The 18,040-nt window shown below is 72.8% G+C and carries 16 protein-coding genes; 7 read left to right on the top strand and 9 right to left on the bottom strand.

Going from position 1 to position 18,040, the window contains the following annotated elements; genetic code table 11:
* Positions 1-427 precede the first annotated feature (427 nt).
* Together ASF23_RS11715 and ASF23_RS11710 are read right to left on the bottom strand one after the other, a co-directional pair.
* Positions 428-697: an acyl-CoA carboxylase epsilon subunit gene (locus ASF23_RS11715; protein WP_055953605.1), complete on the bottom strand. Its 270-nt coding sequence runs from the start codon at positions 695-697 to the stop codon at positions 428-430.
* Positions 694-2,310, bottom strand: a complete 1,617-nt coding sequence (locus tag ASF23_RS11710; RefSeq protein ID WP_055953602.1) for an acyl-CoA carboxylase subunit beta — start codon at positions 2,308-2,310, stop codon at positions 694-696. Before ASF23_RS11710 ends, ASF23_RS11715 begins: the two co-directional genes overlap by 4 nt.
* A 73-nt stretch (positions 2,311-2,383) precedes the next feature.
* Between ASF23_RS11710 and ASF23_RS11705 the strand changes: the two genes are divergently transcribed.
* From ASF23_RS11705 to ASF23_RS11695, 3 genes are read left to right on the top strand one after another with little or no spacing between them, the layout of a single operon-like run.
* Positions 2,384-3,208, top strand: a complete 825-nt coding sequence (locus ASF23_RS11705; protein ID WP_055953599.1) for a biotin--[acetyl-CoA-carboxylase] ligase — start codon at positions 2,384-2,386, stop codon at positions 3,206-3,208.
* Positions 3,201-4,007, top strand: coding sequence for a PH domain-containing protein (locus ASF23_RS11700; protein ID WP_055953596.1), 807 nt, complete (start codon positions 3,201-3,203; stop codon positions 4,005-4,007). The genes ASF23_RS11705 and ASF23_RS11700 overlap by 8 nt, the downstream gene beginning before the upstream one ends.
* A gap of 13 nt (positions 4,008-4,020) precedes the next feature.
* Entirely contained in the window at positions 4,021-5,349 is a 1,329-nt protein-coding gene (locus tag ASF23_RS11695) for a UDP-glucose dehydrogenase family protein (RefSeq protein ID WP_055953593.1), read from the top strand.
* 24 nt (positions 5,350-5,373) lie between these two features.
* Here the strand turns inward: ASF23_RS11695 and ASF23_RS11690 are convergent, their stop codons facing one another.
* A complete protein-coding gene (locus tag ASF23_RS11690) occupies positions 5,374-6,162 on the bottom strand; it encodes a hypothetical protein (RefSeq protein ID WP_055953590.1) in 789 nt (262 codons plus the stop codon).
* Positions 6,163-6,322: 160 nt separating this feature from the next.
* On the opposite strand from ASF23_RS11690, the gene ASF23_RS11685 reads away from it, so the two are divergent.
* The 3 genes from ASF23_RS11685 (at position 6,323) to purE (ending at position 9,822) form a co-directional block, all read left to right on the top strand.
* Complete coding sequence (locus ASF23_RS11685) at positions 6,323-7,501, top strand: 5-(carboxyamino)imidazole ribonucleotide synthase (protein ID WP_055953587.1); 1,179 nt, start codon at positions 6,323-6,325, stop codon at positions 7,499-7,501.
* 229 nt (positions 7,502-7,730) lie between these two features.
* Positions 7,731-9,284 (top strand): glycoside hydrolase family 6 protein, encoded by a 1,554-nt coding sequence (locus ASF23_RS11680; RefSeq protein WP_055953584.1) that lies wholly within the window; start codon positions 7,731-7,733, stop codon positions 9,282-9,284.
* Between the two features lie 70 nt (positions 9,285-9,354).
* Positions 9,355-9,822: a 5-(carboxyamino)imidazole ribonucleotide mutase gene (gene purE, locus ASF23_RS11675; RefSeq protein WP_055954358.1), complete on the top strand. Its 468-nt coding sequence runs from the start codon at positions 9,355-9,357 to the stop codon at positions 9,820-9,822.
* Between the two features lie 199 nt (positions 9,823-10,021).
* Here the strand turns inward: purE and ASF23_RS11670 are convergent, their stop codons facing one another.
* Both ASF23_RS11670 and ASF23_RS11665 read right to left on the bottom strand, forming a co-directional pair.
* Positions 10,022-11,164 carry a glycosyltransferase family 4 protein gene (locus ASF23_RS11670; RefSeq protein WP_055953581.1) on the bottom strand — a complete coding sequence of 381 codons (1,143 nt, stop codon included), beginning with the start codon at positions 11,162-11,164 and terminating at the stop codon, positions 10,022-10,024.
* A 196-nt stretch (positions 11,165-11,360) separates the two neighbouring features.
* The gene (locus tag ASF23_RS11665; RefSeq protein ID WP_055953578.1) at positions 11,361-12,434 is read right to left on the bottom strand and encodes a lysylphosphatidylglycerol synthase transmembrane domain-containing protein; all 1,074 of its coding nucleotides are present in this window, start codon (positions 12,432-12,434) and stop codon (positions 11,361-11,363) included.
* Between the two features lie 29 nt (positions 12,435-12,463).
* Between ASF23_RS11665 and ASF23_RS11660 the strand changes: the two genes are divergently transcribed.
* The gene (locus ASF23_RS11660; RefSeq protein WP_055953575.1) at positions 12,464-13,639 is read left to right on the top strand and encodes a glycosyltransferase; all 1,176 of its coding nucleotides are present in this window, start codon (positions 12,464-12,466) and stop codon (positions 13,637-13,639) included.
* Here ASF23_RS11660 and ASF23_RS11655 read toward each other — a convergent pair.
* Genes ASF23_RS11655 through rfbB form a run of 4 tightly spaced genes read right to left on the bottom strand, consistent with a single transcriptional unit; the run spans position 13,574 to position 18,031 of the window.
* Positions 13,574-15,232 carry an ArnT family glycosyltransferase gene (locus tag ASF23_RS11655; protein WP_055953572.1) on the bottom strand — a complete coding sequence of 553 codons (1,659 nt, stop codon included), beginning with the start codon at positions 15,230-15,232 and terminating at the stop codon, positions 13,574-13,576. The two genes, ASF23_RS11660 and ASF23_RS11655, sit on opposite strands and share 66 nt — an antisense overlap.
* Before the next feature lie 23 nt (positions 15,233-15,255).
* Positions 15,256-16,188, bottom strand: a complete 933-nt coding sequence (locus ASF23_RS11650) for an NAD-dependent epimerase/dehydratase family protein (protein ID WP_055953569.1) — start codon at positions 16,186-16,188, stop codon at positions 15,256-15,258.
* Positions 16,185-17,036: a dTDP-4-dehydrorhamnose reductase gene (gene rfbD / locus ASF23_RS11645; protein ID WP_055953567.1), complete on the bottom strand. Its 852-nt coding sequence runs from the start codon at positions 17,034-17,036 to the stop codon at positions 16,185-16,187. Before rfbD ends, ASF23_RS11650 begins: the two co-directional genes overlap by 4 nt.
* 8 nt (positions 17,037-17,044) lie before the next feature.
* Positions 17,045-18,031 (bottom strand): dTDP-glucose 4,6-dehydratase, encoded by a 987-nt coding sequence (rfbB, locus tag ASF23_RS11640; RefSeq protein ID WP_055953564.1) that lies wholly within the window; start codon positions 18,029-18,031, stop codon positions 17,045-17,047.
* Between the last annotated feature and the right edge of the window lie 9 nt (positions 18,032-18,040).

Below are 18,040 nucleotides of genomic sequence, written 5' to 3'. Positions count from 1 at the left end.
CCGGTGCGTGTGCGTACAGCGACACCGTGCCGGGATGAGCGACCGGCCTGACCACGCCCGACGAGGTGGCGGCGTCCCGAGACGCGATCCGGGCCGGGAACGGAAGAGGGGCCGGCGCTTTCGCGACCGGCCCCGTTCAACGTTCCGAGTCAGAGCGGTAACCCGAATATCGCCCTGACTCTCATCCGTCCGGTGGCGTCGTACCCTAGTCGGCCACCGTCCGGCGATGCGACTGTGAGAAGCACCGAACATGTTCAATGATGCCGTGTTTCCACCAGTCCGACAGTCGTCATTTAGGGGGACAGTCCAGACGACATCTGTGGTGGAACGCCCCTCGTTCGAGGGCCGCGCACCGCACCCGTGTGCCGATCAGCACTCGGCGCGACGCATCGCTCCCTGTTCCGGGGCATCGAGCGCGGGGTACAGCTCAGCGGAGGGACTCGCGCCACCCCGCGCCGCCGCGGACCACGGGCTTCCGGAGGCCCCTGGCACTCGCGTTCCACGCCGATCGCGGGGTGTCGGACACGACCGCGCGTCCGGCTGCTGCGGCCTCGACCGCGGCGGCCTGGAGCACCGCCGCGACGGCGGCGAGCTCCTCCGGCGTCGGTGCCCCGGCGACGACGCGCATGCCGGGGGCGACCTGCGATTCGTCAGCCGTGCCTCCAGGCCGGTCCTCGGCCGACTCGTGACCGGTCACAGCGGGATGTTCCCGTGCTTCTTCGGCGGGAGCTGCGCGCGCTTGCCGCGGAGCGCCCGGAGCGACTTGATCACCGCGACGCGCGTGGCGTGCGGCTGGATGATCCCGTCGAGCTCGCCCCGCTCGGCCGCCAGGTACGGCGACGCGACGTTGTAGGTGTACTCGTTCGCCAGGCGGGTGCGGACGGCGGCGACGTCCTCGCCGGCCTCCTCCGCCTTCTTGATCTCGGCGCGGTAGAGGATGTTGACGGCACCCTGGCCGCCCATCACCGCGATCTCGGCGGTCGGCCAGGCGAGGTTGATGTCCGCGCCGAGCTGCTTCGAGCCCATCACGATGTACGCGCCGCCGTAGGCCTTGCGGGTGATGACGGTGACGAGGGGGACCGTGGCCTCGGCGTAGGCATACAGCAGCTTCGCTCCGCGCCGGATGACGCCGGTCCACTCCTGGTCGGTGCCGGGGAGGTACCCGGGGACGTCCACCAGGGTGAGGATCGGGATCGAGAAGGCGTCGCAGAACCGCACGAAGCGAGACGCCTTCTCGCCGGCGTCGATGTTCAGCGTGCCGGCCATCGCGGACGGCTGGTTCGCGATGACGCCCACGGTGTGACCGTCGATGCGGCCGAACCCGATGACGATGTTCGGGGCGAAGAGCGGCTGGACCTCGAGGAAGTCGCCGTCGTCGACCAGGTGCTCGATGACCGTCATGACGTCGTACGGCTGGTTCGTCGAGTCCGGGATGACGACGTCGAGCTCGCGGTCCGCGTCGGTCGTCTCGAGCTCGGGGGCGGACTCGTACACCGGCGGGTCGGCGAGGTTGTTGTCCGGCAGGAACCCGACGAGCGACCGGGCGTAGTCGAGCGCGTCGTGCTCGTCGTCGGCGAGGTAGTGGGACACGCCGGAGACGGCGTTGTGCGTGTGCGCGCCCCCGAGTTCCTCGAAGCCGACGTCCTCGCCTGTGACGGTCTTGATGACGTCCGGACCCGTGACGAACATGTGGCTCGTCTTGTCGACCATGATCACGAAGTCGGTGAGCGCGGGGGAGTACACCGCACCGCCGGCGGCCGGGCCCATGATGATGGAGATCTGCGGGATGACACCCGACGCCGCGGTGTTGAGGCGGAAGATCTCGCCGTACTTGCCGAGGGCCACGACGCCCTCCTGGATACGGGCGCCGCCGGAGTCGAGGATGCCGAGGATCGGGACCCCGGTCTTCATCGCGAGCTCCATCACCTTGATGATCTTCTCGCCGGCGACCTCGCCGAGGGATCCCCCGAAGACGGTGAAGTCCTGCGCGTACACCGCGACCTGGCGTCCGTGGATGGTGCCCATGCCGGTGACGACCGCGTCGCCGTAGGGGCGCTTGGCGTCCATGCCGAACGCGTGCGTGCGGTGCCGGACGAACTCGTCGAGCTCGACGAAGGAGTTCTCGTCGAGGAGCTCGGCGATGCGCTCGCGCGCCGTCATCTTGCCCTTGCTGTGCTGCTTGGCGATCGCGCTCTCACCCGCGGCCGTGACGGCCTCGTGGTAGCGGTCCCTGAGGTCCGCGAGGCGTCCCGCGGTCGTCGAGAGGTCGGGGGCGGAGCGGTCGCCGGCGGCGGGGGTGCTTGAGGTCACCCAGACACCCTACCGGCCGGTCCTCGCCGAGCCGCCGACGGGTCTCCACGGTTCCGGCCGTAGATTGACGGACATGTCCTCCGACCCCGCCGCCGCACCTGACGTCCCGCCGTTCACCCGTGCGCGTGCCGCAGGGGTCCCGGTGACGGCCGTCGCGTCGACCGGCTCGACGAACGCGGACATGCTCCGTGCGACGGACGGACCAGCCCCGCTGCCGGACCTCGCCGTCCTCGCCACCCTCGGGCAGACATCCGGGCGCGGACGACTCGACCGCGTGTGGCAGGCGCCCGCGGGCCAGATGCTCGCGATGAGCGTGCTCGTGCGGACCCCGCTGCCGGACGAGGTCCGCGGGTGGCTGCCGCTCGTCGCCGGAGCCGCGATGCGGACGGCGATCGAGACGGTGCTGCCCGACGCGCCGGTGCTCGTGAAGTGGCCGAACGACGTGCTCATCGGCGGCCCGTCCACGGCCGAGCGGAAGGTCTGCGGCATCCTCGCCCAGATCGCCGCCGACGGCTCCGTCGTCGTCGGCAGCGGTGTGAACCTGACGATCGCCGAGCCGGACCTGCCCACGCCGACCGCCACGTCCCTCCTGGTCGAGGGTGCCGTCGGCACCGCGGCCGACCTCGCCGACGCCGTGCTCACGGTCTGGTGGACCGCGCTCCGGGACGCTGTCCGGGCGCTCGCCGGAGGTGGTCCGGCCGCGGCCGGCGTCCTCGCCGCGACCCGCGCGGCATGCGGGACGATCGGGCGCCGCGTCCGCCTCGAGCTCCCGGACGGCGCGGTCGTGCTCGCCGACGCCGTCGGTCTCGACACCGCCGGGCGGCTCCTGGTGCGCGGCGACGACGGCGTCGAGTCCGCGATCGCGGTCGGCGACGTCACCCACCTCCGCCATGACTGACCGCTGGCCCCTCGGCGACGGATGGCCGGGTGAGCAGCCGGACGGTCACCGCGACGACACGCGCCCCGCATCCGGACTGGAGGCCCGGGGCCGGTTCCCCGACGACACCGCCACTCCGACACGCCCGACGTGGGCCGACGCCGCTCCTGCGCGTCCGACGTGGGACTCCGCTGCTCCGGCGGGCTCGGCGGCCTCGGCGGGCTCGCCGCGCTCGCCGCGCTCGTCGCGCGACGACGAGGGCCTCTCGCGGGACGACGCCGGTCCGGGCGCAGACGAGCGCGAGCCCGAGCGGGTCATCGCGCGCTTCCGTCCGCACGCCCGCCGGCTGTTCTGGCCCGTCGTCTGGGCGTTCGTGGTCGGTGTCGGCGGCGGATTCGGGCTCGGGGTGTTCCGGGCGGAGTGGGCCTGGGTGAACCTGGTCGTCGCTGGTCTGACCCTCCTGCTGCTGCTGATCGGCTCCGTCGCCCCGCTGGTGCGGTGGCTCGGGCACCGCACGCTCGTGACGACGCGGCGGCTCGTGATCACGAGCGGGCTGGTCGTCCGGCACCGACACGAACTGCTGCACTCGCGCGGGTACGACGTCACGGTCCGACGCACCGGGCTCCAGGGCGTGTTCCGCACCGGCGACGTGCTGGTGTTCCCCGGCGAGGACCGTCCCCTCGTCATCGCCGACGTGCCGTCCGCGGACCTCGTCGTCGCGGTGCTGCACGACCTCGTCGAGGCGCACGACCGGCCTCGACCGCGCTCCGGACCACGCTGGGACGACATCATCGGTGGCGGACCGGGCCGGCCGTTCTGATATTTTCACAGGCATGCAGATCTCCGTGATCGGGTGCGGGTACCTCGGTGCCGTGCACGCCGCGTCCATGGCCAAGGTGGGACACGACGTCGTCGCGGTCGACGTCGACCCGGAGCGCATCGCCGCCCTGTCGCGGGGGGAGGCGCCGTTCTTCGAGCCGGAGCTCCCCGAGACCCTCGCGGCGGCGACCGCGACCGGACGGATCCGGTTCACCACCGACATGTCCGAGGTCGCCGGTGCCCGCGTGCACTTCATCGCCGTCGGGACGCCGCAGGGCGCTGACGGTGCCGCGGACCTGCGGTACGTCGACGCCGCGTTCACCGAGCTGACGCGGTACGTCCGTCCGGGAGACCTCGTCGTCGGCAAGTCGACCGTGCCCGTGGGGACCGCGGCTCGGCTCGCCGCGGAGCTGACCGCCGCGGTGCCCGGCGCCGTGCTGGTCTGGAACCCGGAGTTCCTCCGCGAGGGGTTCGCCGTCCAGGACACCATCGCCCCGGACCGACTCGTGTACGGGGTCCCCGGCGGCGACGCGGGTGCGCCGGACGAGGAAGCCGGGGCGCACGCCGTCGCGGTGCTCGACGAGGTCTACGCGGGCGCGATCGCAGCCGGCACGCCCCGGCTCGTCGTCGGCCACGCGACGGCCGAGCTCGTCAAGGTCAGCGCGAACGCGTTCCTCGCCACGAAGATCTCGTTCATCAACGCGATGGCGGAGATCGCGGAGGTCACCGGGGCCGACGTCACGGCACTCGCGGACGCGATCGGCCTCGATGCCCGGATCGGGCGGAAGTTCCTGAACGCCGGACTCGGGTTCGGCGGCGGCTGCCTGCCGAAGGACATCCGGGCCTTCCGCGCGCGGTCCGTCGAGCTCGGACTCCCGCACACGCTCGACTTCCTGGACGACGTGGACGCGATCAACCTCCGACGTCGCGACCGGGCGGTGGAGGCCGCGACCGAGCTCCTCGGCGGGTCGGTCGTCGGCAAGCGGATCGCCGTGCTCGGGCTCGCGTTCAAGCCGAACTCGGACGACGTCCGGGACTCCCCGGCGCTCGACATCGCGATCCGGCTGCACGACGCGGGGGCCGAGGTCCTGGCGTTCGACCCCGAGGCGAACGAGACCTCCCGACGTGTCCGTCCGACACTGACGTACGTCGGCAGTGCTCGCGAGGCCCTGGCGGCGGCGGACGTCGTGCTCGTGCTGACGGAGTGGCAGGAGTTCCGCGACCTCGACCCGTTCGAGGTCGCATCCGTCGTCACGGACCGCGTGGTGCTCGACGGCCGGAACTGCCTCGACCCCGTGGCGTGGCGGGACGCGGGGTTCACGTACCGCGGCATGGGGCGCTAGGCACCCGGGCGGTCCTGCGGGGGGTCAGCTCGTCGAGAGCACCCTGCCGCTCGCCGCGTCCACCACCACGGTGTGCGCCGCGCCGCTCGCGGAGACCGTCGCCGTCCACCGCGGTGTGCTCGCGGACCCGCCGAGCTGGATCGCGGTGAGGGTGCCCCTCGGCACGGCGCCCTGTGCGGCGGCCGCGGCGGCCTGGAAGCCGGTGCTCGCCGCGGCGGTGAGCGCTCTGTTCGCCGACTGGGTCGCGGCGTCGACGGACTTCGGGAACGGGCCGGAACTCACACGGCCGAGGGCGAGGGAGACGACGGACTGGGTCTCGGACCCGTCGGCGCCCGCCGTCACGACGGTCCACTCGTCGCTCGACCCGGTGGCGGAGAGGACGGTCGCCGCGCCGCCCGAGCCGGTCGCCCCCGCGGCGGCGATCGCCTGCGTGCCGATGGTGCCGAGCTGTGCGTCGGACAGTGCCGACGCGGAGCCGGAGTCGCTCCCGCCCGTACCGTTCCCACCCGTGCCGTCGCCGGTCCCGCCGTCGTCGCCGGCCCCGTCCGAGGAGCCGCTCCCGCCCGCGGCGCCGGTGTCGCCCGTTCCGGTGCCGGTCGATCCACCGGTACCCGTCGTGGCCTCGTCGTCGGCGGCCGGACTCGTGCTCGGGGAAGGTGTCGAGGACCGCGTGTGCGACCGTGTCGGACTCGGCACCGTGTCGTCGCCCGTGCTGCATCCGGCGAGCACCAGAGCGCTCCCGAGCCCGATCGCGACGAGTGCGGGGACGGCCCGCGAGCGGAGCTCGATGCGGCGGACGGACTTCGGGGACATGGGGTCCTCCTCGAGGACGGACAGGGCCGGACTGCTCCGGACCGGACAGGACGGCGTGCTCGGTGATCATGCCAGGGCGTGCGGGGGAGCACCCGCCCGGCGGTGGGTGCGTCGCGGAAAGCGATCCGAAACCGTGATGGACGGCCAATAGACTGCAGCCATGGCGTTGCGAGTCGGAGTGATCGGTGGCGGACAGCTGGCGCGGATGATGGTCCCCGCGGCGATCGAGCTGGGCATCGACATCCGCGTGCTCGCCGAGGGGCCGGACATGTCCGCGTCGATCGCGGCCACCGCCGAGGGCGACTACCACGACACCGCGACCGTCCTCGCCTTCGCGGAGACCGTCGACGTCGTCACCTTCGACCACGAGCACGTCCCGCAGCACGTCCTCCGCGCACTCGTCGAGGCCGGTGTCCAGGTGCACCCCGGCCCGGACGCCCTCGCGGTCGCGCAGGACAAGATCGTGATGCGCACCCGCCTCGCCGAGCTCGGGCTCCCGGTCCCGGACTGGGCTGCGGTGCGCGACGCCGACGAGCTCCAGCAGTTCCTCGACGCCCACGGCGGTCGCGTCGTCGTGAAGACCGCGCGGGGCGGCTACGACGGCAAGGGCGTCCGCGTCGTCGACAGCCCCGATCAGGTCGAGGACTGGTTCATCGCGCTGGCCGAGCTCGGCGCCGACGCCACTCGCTCCGCGGACACGGCCCGTTCCGCGGACACCGGAGACGCGCTCCTCGCCGAGGAGCTCGTGTCCTTCACCCGGGAGCTCGCGCAGTCCGTCGCGCGACGGCCCTCGGGCGAGATCGTCGCGTGGCCGGTCGTCGAGAGCGTGCAGGCGGACGGAGTCTGCGCCGAGGTCATCGCCCCCGCACCGGGCAGCGCCGGTCGGGTCGCGGACATGGCGGAGTCGATCGCCGTCCGCGTGGCCGAGGAGCTCGGGGTCACCGGTGTGCTCGCGGTCGAGCTGTTCCAGACCGACGACGAGCGGATCCTCATCAACGAGCTCGCGATGCGTCCGCACAACACCGGGCACTGGTCGATCGACGGTGCGACGACGAGCCAGTTCGAGCAGCACCTCCGAGCGGTCCTCGACCTGCCGCTCGGGGCCACCGGCATGCACGACGAGGTCAGCGTGATGATCAACGTGCTCGGCGGGCCGTCCGACGGCGACCTCGCGGCCCGGTACCCGGCGGCGCTCGCGGAGTTCCCCGACGCCAAGTTCCACTTCTACGGCAAGGCACCCCGCCCCGGGCGCAAGGTCGGTCACGTGACCGTGACGGGCGATGACGTCGAGGACGTCGTGTTCCGCGCGCGGGCGGCGGCAGCGCACTTCGACGACTGACCCGGCCCGGCTGGCCGGGCCTGACGGCTGAGCCGCCGACGGCTGACCTGCCTGGAGGCCCGGGCCGCGTCCCCAGGGCGGGTGGCACCCGGACTGGCGGCTGGTCGACGACCGGCGGAGCTGGTGTGATCGACGACGAACGACCCTCGCGCGCACGATCCTCCGTGCGCTCGACTGTGCGACCCGATGCACGCTCCTCGATGCCCGCTCATCACCGCCAGGAACGCCGATGCCCCGCACTCTCGACACACCGTCCACGGCGTGGATGACCCGCGCGACCGTCCTCGTGGCGCTCGCCGTCGCGGTCGTCGCAGCCACGATCCTCCCGGCCGTCGCCGCTCCGGCGGGTGCCGCACCGGCGGCCGCTGCCGCGCCGGTCACGGGCGCCACCATCCGCACGGCGTCGGCGTCCACCGTGTTCAGCGGCGGACCGTACCTGCAGCCGAGTTCCACCCCCGCGCGGTACGCGGCCTCGCTCGCGGCATCAGGGGACAGCGCGGGGTCGGCCGCCGCGGCGACGATCGCGCGGTACCCGATCGCCATCTGGCTCGGTGACTGGTACTCGGATGCCCAGCTGACCCAGCTCCTGACGAGCACGCAGACGGCCGCGGCCGCGGCCGGGACGACGCCCGTGTACGTGACGTACGCGATCCCGAACCGGGACTGCGGTGGGTACTCCGCGGGCGGCATGACGGCCACCGCGTACGAGGCGTGGACGGACCGCATCGCGACGACCCTCCGCGGACAGCGCGCCGTGGTCGTGGTCGAGCCGGACGCCCTCGCGGCGCTCAGCAACTGCCCCGCGGAGGCCGCCACCCGGTACACCCTGCTGCAGCACGAGGTGCGGGCCCTCGCGGCGGCCGGGGTCCCGTCCTACATCGACGCCGGCAACTCGAACTGGGTGCCGCCCGCGGAGATGGCCGCGCGGCTCGTCAAGGCCGGGGTCGACTCCGCCAGGGGGTTCGCCACGAACGTCTCGAACTACTACCCGACGGCGACCGAGCAGGCGTACGCCGACCGGGTCTCCGCGATGACCGGTGGCTCGCACTACGTGATCGACACCTCGCGGAACGGGCAGGGATGGCGCGGGACGTGGTGCAACCCGCCCGGCGCCGGCCTCGGCACGCCGCCGGCCGTCGCCGACGGGTCGACCGCGCTCGATGCCCGGCTCTGGATCAAGACACCGGGGGCGAGCGACGGCACGTGCAACGGCGGACCGGTGGCCGGCGCGTGGTTCGCGTCGTACGCGCAGGGCCTCGTCGCGAACCGCGCGCCGGCGCCGGCGACGGCGCCGGCGACGACCTCGCCGGTGGCGGACCAGGGGGCGACCCCGACTGCCGCTCCGACTGCTGCGCCGACGGCGAAGCCGACCGCGACCGCTGCGCCGACTGCGAGTCCGAAGCCGTCGGCGACGCCGTCCCCGAGTGCACCCGCGCCAGCGGTCAGCGACACGATGCGGCCGGTCTCGTCCCTCACGACCGGGCAGTCGATCGCCCGGCCGAACGGCGTCCGGCGTCTCGTGATGCAGGCCGACGGCAACCTCGTCGTGTACATCGGCACCCGCGGCGTCTGGTCGACCGGCACGAGCCGGTCGCCCGGTGCCACGCTCCGCATGCAGGCCGACGGCAACCTCGTGCTGTACGCCAGGTCGGGTACGGCGCTGTGGTCGTCCGGGACGTCGCGCCTCGGCGGGTCCGGCATGCGACTCGTCATCCAGCCGGACGGCAACCTCGTGCTCTACAAGAACTCCACCGCGGTCTGGTCGTCGGGTACCCGCGGGTGACGCGCCCCGGCCCCGGTACGATCGTGGCGTGACCGACAGCACCGACCCACAGCCGCTCGTCTCCGTCGTGATGGGGTCCGACTCGGACTGGCCGACGATGCGCCCGGCGGCCGACATGCTCACCGAACTCGGCATCCCGTTCGAGGCGGACGTCGTCTCGGCGCACCGCACCCCCGACAAGATGATGCGGTTCGGACGCGGTGCGGCAGCCCGTGGCATCCGGGTCGTCATCGCCGGCGCCGGGGGAGCCGCGCACCTGCCGGGGATGCTCGCAGCGGTGACGACGCTGCCCGTGATCGGCGTCCCGGTGCAGCTCGCGCGGCTCGACGGCCTCGACTCGCTCCTGTCGATCGTGCAGATGCCCGCCGGGATCCCGGTCGCGACCATGGCGATCAACGGTGCCGCGAACGCCGGACTCCTCGCCGCCAGGATCATCGGGACGGCCGACGCCGGGGTGTCCGCCCGACTCGCCGCGTACGCCGACGGACTCGAGGCCTTGGTCGAGCAGAAGGCCGCCGCGCTCCGCGAGGCGCTCTAGGCGCTCTCGGCGCCGATCGCCGCAGCCGCCCGTCCTGTCTCGTTCTGCCCTGTTCTGACCTGTCCCGTCCCGTCCCGCCCAGTCCTGTTCTGTTCTGCCTCAGGGAGCGTCAACGCCCCGAGGTGATCCCTGGCGCAGTTGACGCTCCCTGGCGCAGGACGGGCCGTGGAGAAGTCGGCGGCGCAGGACTGGCCTCGTGTCAGAGGTCGGCGTGCAGCTGCCAGACCTCGTTCGCGGAGTCACGCCAGTCGAACATCCGGGCGCGGTCCGGACCGGCGAACGTCAGCTGCTCGGCGAGCGTGGAGTCGCTCGTGACCTGGAAGATCGCGTGTGCGAGTCGCTCCGGGTAGCTCTCGAGCGGACTCGTCTCGACCATGACCGCAGCGTCGGAGGCGACCTCGCGCACCGCGGGAGCGTCGGAGTGGATGACCGGGGTCCCGAGGCTCATCGCCTCGATCACGGGCAGCCCGAAGCCCTCGGCGAGGCTCGGGAACACGAAGACCGACGCGCGTGAGTACGCCACCGCGAGGTCGGCGTCGTCGACGCGCCCGAGGACCTTGACCCGCCCCGGTGCCAGACCGGCACGCTCGGCGGTCCCCACGACGTCCACGTCGCCCCAGCCGTCGGGGCCGCCGATGACGAGGGGGATGTCCGCCGGCGCGTCCGGGTGCGCCATCGCCTCGATGAGGTACTGCAGGCCCTTGCGGGGCTCGAGGGTCCCGATGGCGAGGACGTACCGCTCGGGCAGCCCGAGACGCTCGGCCCGGACGTCCGCGTCGACGGGGACGCGGAGCCGTCCGCTCGGTGCGCCGCCGATGACACGGAGCCGCTCGTCGAAGCGGTGGATCTCGTTGAGCTGCGCCGCGACCGCGTGCGTGGGCACGACGACCGCGTCCGCGTGCTTCCAGGCTCGCTTCACCATGGCCTTGTGGAAGTGCACACCGCGCGCGGTGAGGGTCTTGGGGTGCGTCCATGGCACGACGTCGTGGACCGTGATGACCGTCTGGTGTCCGGGTTCCATGAAGCGGTTGTGCTTGACGAGGGGGCCGAGCACGCTCGGCGAGTGGACCATGCCCTTGCTGGCGTGCTTGCCGAACCCGGCTTCCCAGGCGAGCGAGAGTTCGCGACGGGGGAGCGCCAACCGCTCGAGCTCGACGAGGCCCGGCAGGAGCATCCTGAGGTGGGCGAGGTCGGCCGGCGTCGTCGCGGAGACGATGCCCGCGACGTCGCAGCCGGCGGGAGCGGTCGCGATGAGCTCGCGCGTGAGTTCCTCAGCGTACCGACCGATGCCACCCGGGACGGGGGCGACGGTCTGGTCGACGATCACGCGCAGGGTGGTCATCTCGGTGGGTACTCTCCTGGTCTGGCTCGGGTGCTCGTCCGACGGGATACCGAGGCGCGAGCGCCTCCCCGTCCGGGCTGCCCGACAGTATCAGTGCCCACCGGCAATTCCGCTCCGGCGCACCGCGTCACCGGGTGCCTGTCGGGTGCGGGCGACGCGGGGACCCGGGCCGGGGTTCCTGGGCCGGGGTTCTTGGTCAGGGCCGCTCTGGTGCCCGGGCCGCGCGTCGACGGTGCCGGACCGCGAGTGCGGACCCGACACCGGCGAGGACGGCGTCGCCGAGCGTCATGAACGCGCGGCTGACCACCGCGAGGGCGAGTGCGCCGCTCGCGCCGGCGGCCGCGCCGAGCAGCAGGACCAGTACGCCCTCGCGCGGTCCGAGGCCGGCCGGGGCGATGACGACCACGAACCCGACGAGCCAGGCGACCGCGTAGGCACCGGCGGCGATCGGGAAGAGCGCCGCGGTCTCGACACCGAAGGCCCGGAGCACCAGGGTCGCCTGGACGCCGTACGCGAGCCACATCACGATCGACCAGACGATCGACCAGATCGTCCCGGACCAGGTCAGGCGGATGTCCTGGGGCGGTCGTCGGAGCACACGGAAGGCGAGCGCAATGAGGCGACCGAGGAAGGTCGGGGTGAGCGCGACGAGACCGACGACCACCACGAGGACGAGCCACCAGAAGGTCCGGAGACCGTCGCCGGAGGACAGCAGCAGACCGACGAGTCCGACGAGCGCTGCCGTGACCATGCTGACGAGCATCGATGCGAGCGACGCGACTGCGCTCCCGGTCCGGGCGAGTCCGTGGGCCCGACCGAGTTCGGACTGCGCGGCGATCGACCAGACCCCGCCGGGGATGTACTTGCCGAGCTGGCCGACGAAGAAGATGGACGCTGCCGCAGCGACGCGGACCCTGGCGCCGGTCGCGGCCATCATCGCGCGCCAGGAGAGCATGTTGGCCACGAGTGCGGCGAGGGTGCACGCGATGCCGAGCAGCACGGTGCGCGCGTCGAGGCGGGCGAAGTCCGCGACGATCCGGTCCCACTGGCCGACCACGCCGACCACGAGCAGCACGACCGCGACGACCGCGGCGAGCCACTTGACGACCGTCAGGACCCGCTCACGCCCGGACCTCGGCGAGGCGGCGTCGTCCGAGGGGTCCCCGGCGACGCTCGACGCCCGCTCGTCGGCGTGCGCTGCCTGCTCGTCGGCGTGTTCGGGCCTCGGCGGGGGCGTCGGCGCGGACCCCGTAGGCTGCTGTGCGTCCATCGACCGACAACTCTAAGCGAGCCCGCCGCATGCAGCCCGATTCCGCCCGTCCGACCGTGCTCGTCGCGGCGTCGACGTTCCCGGCCGAGGCGGGGGACGGCACGCCGGGGTTCGTCCTCGACCTGGCGATCGCACTGTCCCGGGACCACCGGGTCGTCGTCGTCGCACCGATGACGAGGGGCGCCCGTCGGCATCAGTCGATCGGCGGCGTCGAGGTCCGGAGGTTCCGCTACTTCCCTGAGCGCTGGCGGGACCTCGCCGACGGCGCGATCGTCGACAACCTCCGCGCGGACCGGAAGCGCTGGCTGCAGGTGCCGTTCTTCTTCGGGGCGATGGCCGTGGCGCTCCGCCGCGAGCAGCGGCGGTCGCATCCCGACGTCGCGCTCCTGCACTGGATCATCCCGCAGGGGGCTGTCGGGCGGCTCGTCCTCGGTGACCTGCCGCGTGTCGTGACGACGCTGGGTGGTGACCTCTACGCACTGCGCGCCCCGATCCTCCAGGCCGTCAAACGCGCCGTGATCCGGAGCGCTGCGTCCGTGACGTGCATGAGCACCGACATGGCGCGGGAACTCGCGGCCCTCGGGGCGCGACCGGACCAGGTCCACGTGGTGCCGATGGGGGTCGACCTCGAGCCGATCTCGCGGGCGGTGGCGACCGAGACCCGGGTGCCAGGCCGGGTGCTCTTCGTCGGACGGCTCGTCGAGAAGAAGGGTGCGGCGGTCCTCCTCGATGCGCTCGACCGGACCGTGGAGCGCTCGTCGGTCGTGGTCGTCGGCGACGGACCGCTCCGGGCAGACCTGGAACGGCGGGCCGGTGACACCGTCGTGTTCCGGGGTGCGCTCGGCAAGGAGGCCCTGGCGGCGGAGTACGCCCGCGCGAGTGTCGCGCTCTACCCGTCGGTTCCGGCGAGGAACGGCGACCGCGACGGGCTGCCGGTCGCGCTCCTCGAGGCGATGTCGGCCGGGTGCGCGATCGTCGCCTCAGCGGTGCCCGGGATCGTCGACGTCATCGAGGACGGCGTCAACGGACTCCTCGTCGCACCCGGTGACCCCGACGCGCTCGCCGCGGCCGTGGACCGGCTCGTCGCCGATCTGGAGCTCGGGGACCGGCTCGGCCGTGCCGCGGCGATCACCGCCGCGTCACACACCGTCGAGGCGGTCGGCGATCGGTACCGCCTGCTGCTCGACGCCGCCCGCCGCGCCTGAGCCCGCACCCGGCTGGCGAGCCTCCGCCCCGTCTCGGCGAGCCTCCGCCCCGTCTCGGCGAGCCTCCGCCCCGTCTTGGCGAGCCTCCGGCCCGGCTCGGTGGGCGTCTGGCCCGTCTCGGCGAGCCTCCGGCCCGGCTCGGTGGGCGTCCGGCCCGGCCGCTCGGCGTGCGTCGAGGAACGCCCCGACGACGCACCCGACCGCCGCGACGACGGACAGCGCCACCATGAACTGGACGACCCGAGCGGCGTGCGGCACGATGCCGACGACGTGCAGGTCGACGAGCGACAGGTACGGGATGAACGCCGCGGCGATCCAGAGCGTCAGCAGGACGCCCGACGCGCGGCGGACGGCGGTCAGTCCGGCAGCCATCACCATCGCGATCACGATCATCACGGTCAGCGCGTACCGGGTGTTCGGAGCGCCGCCCCCGTGCACGTAGCCGATCTCGATCACACTGAGCAGGATCGTGACGGCGACCAGCATCGCGACCACGAGGGCGGTGCGGAGCCGGTGCAGCCGCTGCTCGCGGCCGTCCGCACGACGGCTCGGATGCTCGGCGGTCCGCCGGCGACGGAGCAGGACCCAGACACCGGCGGCAGCCGCGAGCGCCATCGGGACGAGCATGATGAACCACTGCGTGAGGTCGGTCTGGGGGAGCACACCGCGGTAGACGCCGTACAGCCCGGTCCAGAAGGTGCCGTCGAACGCGACGTCGAGGCGCGGGCGCACGACGCGGCCCATGTGCTCGAGGCCCCACTCAGCGTGTCGGCCGCTGAAGTTCCCCGCCGTCGCCTTGTTGTGCAGGTAGAACCACCCGGACGCCGCACCCGCGGCGACGACCGGGCCGAGGACCGCGACGATCCGGGCGCGGACACCCGACAGTCGCCAGAGACGGACGCGCCGCGCGAGGACGATCGCGACGAGCAGCGCGACCATCCAGAGTGCGAACGAGAGCCGCGTGGTCATGCCGCCGGCGCAGACGAGCACGGCCCCGATGAAGAGCCCGCCGCCCATCCCCGAACGGATCGCGGCACCGGCGATCCCGCACGCCAGGACCGAGAACAGCACGAACAGCACGTCGTTGTAGATCGAACCGCCCTGTTGGATGACCATCCCGGCCAGCGCGGTCACGATCGCGACACCGCCGGGCAGACGCCGGTGACCGGGGAAGCAGCGCCATGCGGCCCACGCCGACGCGAGCACGACGCCGCCCGTCATCAGCGCACTCATGCCGCGACCGGCCATCACCGCCAGGAGTGCATGGCCGCTGTCGAAGAGCGGCGCGACGACCGGTGCGAGCACCAGGTAGTACAGCGGCGGGTGCTGCGAGACCCACTGCACGGGCGTCGACGCACCGAACGGCGCCCGGTAGGTCAGACCGTTCTCGAACACCGGCAGGTGTCCGTGCCACACGGAGATTACGTAGTCGAAGTGCGCCGGCTCGTCGCCGCCGTTGAGGGGCGGGTAGGTGAAGGCGCGCGCGATCGAGGCGGCGAGCACGAACAGCACGGCGCTCACGACGGTCACGGACAACCACGGGTGCGCACCGAGCCAGCCGGTGATGCGGTCGCGCCGGCTCGGTCCGGGCATCTCGGCTCCTCGTGTCGGGGTGGTCATCGGACGTGCCTCGCGCGGATCGCGTCGACCGTCCGGCGGACGCCGTCATCGAACGCGACGAGCGTGCGGTCGTCGACGGCCGGGAGGATCGTGGAACGGAACCGCAGATCGCGACCGTGCACCGAGGCGGTCGCGCTGGTGCCCGTCCGGACGTCGAGTGGGGCCCCGACGGCCCGGGTGACGGCGTCGACGACGTCCGTGATCGTCCGACCCTGCTGCGCCGCGAAGATCTTCGTGGTCGGGGTGTGGTCGCGGCGACGCGCCACCATGTCGATCGCCGCGACGACCATGGCGGCCGCGTCGTCGATGTAGAGGTAGTCGCGCGTGGTCTCCGGTGGGACCCAGACGGTGAACGGACGGTGCTCGACGTGGGCGAGCGCGAGCTGGGAGACGAGGCCCTGCGGCTTCGACAGGTTCGCCCCCGGGCCGTAGAGGTTCGCGATCCGTCCGACGAGGAGCGCGGCTCCGGTCTCGGTGCACCAGGTCGCGAACCGTTCCTCGGCGCGGAGCCTGGTGCGTCCGTACGGGGCGAGGGGCACCGGGGTCGTCGACTCGTCGAACGGCGCTTCGGCTGATCCCGCGTAGACGGCTCCGGCCGAGGACGCGAAGAACACGACCCCGTCGGAGTCCGGGCCACCCGCCGGCATCGACGTGGCGTCGAGGACCTCGTCGAGCAGGGCCGCCTCGGCCTCGAACGCGTCGGCCCCGGTGTCCACGATGCCGACGCCCGCGCACCAGACGAGGCGCCACGGGGACCCGTGGGACCGGATCGCGCGGACGGCCTCGACGAGCGTCGCTGCCGCGTCCGCCGGGGACGCCCACGGCACGGTCGGGACCGACACCTCGGTGCCCGCCGCCCGGAGCGCGCCGGCGACGGCTCGCCCGAGGAACCCGCCGCCGCCCACCACGAGGGCTGTGGCCCGGGTCACGCGCTCAGGACACCCGCCTCGGCGGCGGCGTGCAGTGCCTCCCGCCAGTCGCGCATCGGGGCGAGACCGGCGCGCGACCAGGCGTCGTGGCCGAGCACGCTGTAGGCGGGCCGCGGCGCGGGACGGACGAACGCACCGCTGTCGGTGGGCTGCACGCGCTCGGGGTCGAGCCCGGCCTCGCTGAAGATCGCCCGGGTGAAGTCGAACCACGAGCCCTGACCGCTGTTCGTCCCGTGGTAGATCCCCGCCGGGGCGTCGGCGTCGAGCAGCGCGACTATCTGCGCCGCGAGGTCGCCCGTCCACGTCGGCTGTCCGACCTGGTCGACGACGACGCTGACGGTCTCGTGCGACCCGGCGAGCCGGAGCATCGTCTTCGCGAAGTTCGGCCCGTGCGCGCCGTAGATCCACGCGGTGCGCACGATGTACGACGAGTCCGGAGCGATCGAGCGGACGAGCGCCTCGCCGGCCGCCTTGGAGCGCCCGTAGGCGTTGAGCGGGTCGGTCGGCGCGTCCTCGGCGTAGGGCGCCGTGCCGTTGCCGTCGAAGACGTAGTCCGTCGACACGGTGACGAGCTTCGCGCCGGCCTGCACGCTCGCCCTCGCGAGGACCGCGGGACCGTCGGCGTTGACGCGGTGCGCCTCGGCCTCGTTCGTCTCGGCGTCGTCGACCTTCGTGTAGGCGGCGGAGTTGATGACGACGTCGTGGCCGGCGACCGCCCGCTCGACGGCGCTGGCGTCCGTGATGTCGAGCTCGGCGCGGGAGAGCGCCGTGACGTCGCGGTCGGCGAGGGCGTGCCGGAGATCCTGGCCGAGCATGCCGGCGGCTCCGGTGATGAGGTAGCGGGTCATCGTCGCGCTCAGACCAGCGCCGCGCGCTCCTTGAGCGGCTCCCACCACGCGCGGTTGTCCCGGTACCACTGCACGACCTCGGCGAGACCCTGCTCGAACGGCACCTGCGGCTCGTAGCCGAGCTCGGCCTGGATCTTGGAGATGTCGACCGAGTAGCGGAGGTCGTGGCCCAGGCGGTCGGCGACGCGGTCGACGGAGGACCAGTCCTTGCCGGTCGCGTCGAGGAGCATCTGCGTGAGCTCCTTGTTCGTGAGCTCGGTGCCGCCGCCGATGTTGTAGACCTCGCCCGCGCGACCGCGGGTCAGCACCATCGCGATGCCACGGGTGTGGTCATCGACGTGCAGCCAGTCGCGGATGTTGTTGCCCTCGCCGTAGAGGGGGACGTGCTTGTCGTCGATGAGGTTCGTGACGAACAGCGGGATGACCTTCTCGGGGAAGTGGTACGGCCCGTAGTTGTTCGAGCAGCGCGTGATCGAGAGGTCCATGCCGTGCGTGCGGTGGTAGCTCCGCGCCAGGAGGTCGCTGCCGGCCTTGGACGCCGAGTAGGGGGAGTTCGGCTCCAGGGGGCGGTCCTCGGCCCACGAGCCCTCGCTGATCGAGCCGTAGACCTCGTCGGTCGACACGTGCACGAAGCGCTTGGTCTGGTTGCGGAGCGCCGCATCGAGCAGGCGCTGGGTGCCGAGCACATTGGTCTCGACGAAGATCCCGGAGTCACGGACCGAGCGGTCGACGTGGGACTCGGCGGCGAAGTGCACGATCGCGTCGACACCCGGCAGCACCTCGTCGAGCTTGTCCGCGTCGGTGATGTCACCCTGCACGAAGGTGTACCGGGGGGAGTCGGCGACCGGGCGCAGGTTCTCGAGGTTCCCCGAGTAGGTCAGTGCGTCGTAGACCACGACGTCGGCCCCCTCGAGCCCGGGGTAGGCGTCCTGGAGCGTGCGGCGGACGAAGTTCGAGCCGATGAACCCGGCTCCTCCGGTGACGAGGATCTTCACTGTTTGCGT

This window comes from Curtobacterium sp. Leaf261 (assembly GCF_001422205.1).
GTDB lineage: Bacteria > Actinomycetota > Actinomycetes > Actinomycetales > Microbacteriaceae > Curtobacterium.
The sequence above is the reverse complement of the archived record's forward strand: the minus strand, read 5'-3'. Positions and strand labels throughout refer to the sequence as shown.

Excerpts from the sequence above, each read along its gene's own strand:
- ASF23_RS11705 (WP_055953599.1), top strand. The coding sequence starts at position 2,384 with ATGTCCTCCGACCCCGCCGCCGCACCTGACGTCCCGCCGTTCACCCGT.
- ASF23_RS11700 (WP_055953596.1), top strand. The coding sequence starts at position 3,201 with ATGACTGACCGCTGGCCCCTCGGCGACGGATGGCCGGGTGAGCAGCCG.
- ASF23_RS11695 (WP_055953593.1), top strand. The coding sequence starts at position 4,021 with ATGCAGATCTCCGTGATCGGGTGCGGGTACCTCGGTGCCGTGCACGCC.
- ASF23_RS11690 (WP_055953590.1), bottom strand. The coding sequence starts at position 6,162 with ATGTCCCCGAAGTCCGTCCGCCGCATCGAGCTCCGCTCGCGGGCCGTC.
- ASF23_RS11685 (WP_055953587.1), top strand. The coding sequence starts at position 6,323 with ATGGCGTTGCGAGTCGGAGTGATCGGTGGCGGACAGCTGGCGCGGATG.
- ASF23_RS11680 (WP_055953584.1), top strand. The coding sequence starts at position 7,731 with ATGCCCCGCACTCTCGACACACCGTCCACGGCGTGGATGACCCGCGCG.
- purE (WP_055954358.1), top strand. The coding sequence starts at position 9,355 with ATGGGGTCCGACTCGGACTGGCCGACGATGCGCCCGGCGGCCGACATG.
- ASF23_RS11670 (WP_055953581.1), bottom strand. The coding sequence starts at position 11,164 with ATGACCACCCTGCGCGTGATCGTCGACCAGACCGTCGCCCCCGTCCCG.
- ASF23_RS11665 (WP_055953578.1), bottom strand. The coding sequence starts at position 12,434 with ATGGACGCACAGCAGCCTACGGGGTCCGCGCCGACGCCCCCGCCGAGG.
- ASF23_RS11660 (WP_055953575.1), top strand. The coding sequence starts at position 12,464 with ATGCAGCCCGATTCCGCCCGTCCGACCGTGCTCGTCGCGGCGTCGACG.
- ASF23_RS11655 (WP_055953572.1), bottom strand. The coding sequence starts at position 15,232 with ATGCCCGGACCGAGCCGGCGCGACCGCATCACCGGCTGGCTCGGTGCG.
- rfbD (WP_055953567.1), bottom strand. The coding sequence starts at position 17,036 with ATGACCCGCTACCTCATCACCGGAGCCGCCGGCATGCTCGGCCAGGAT.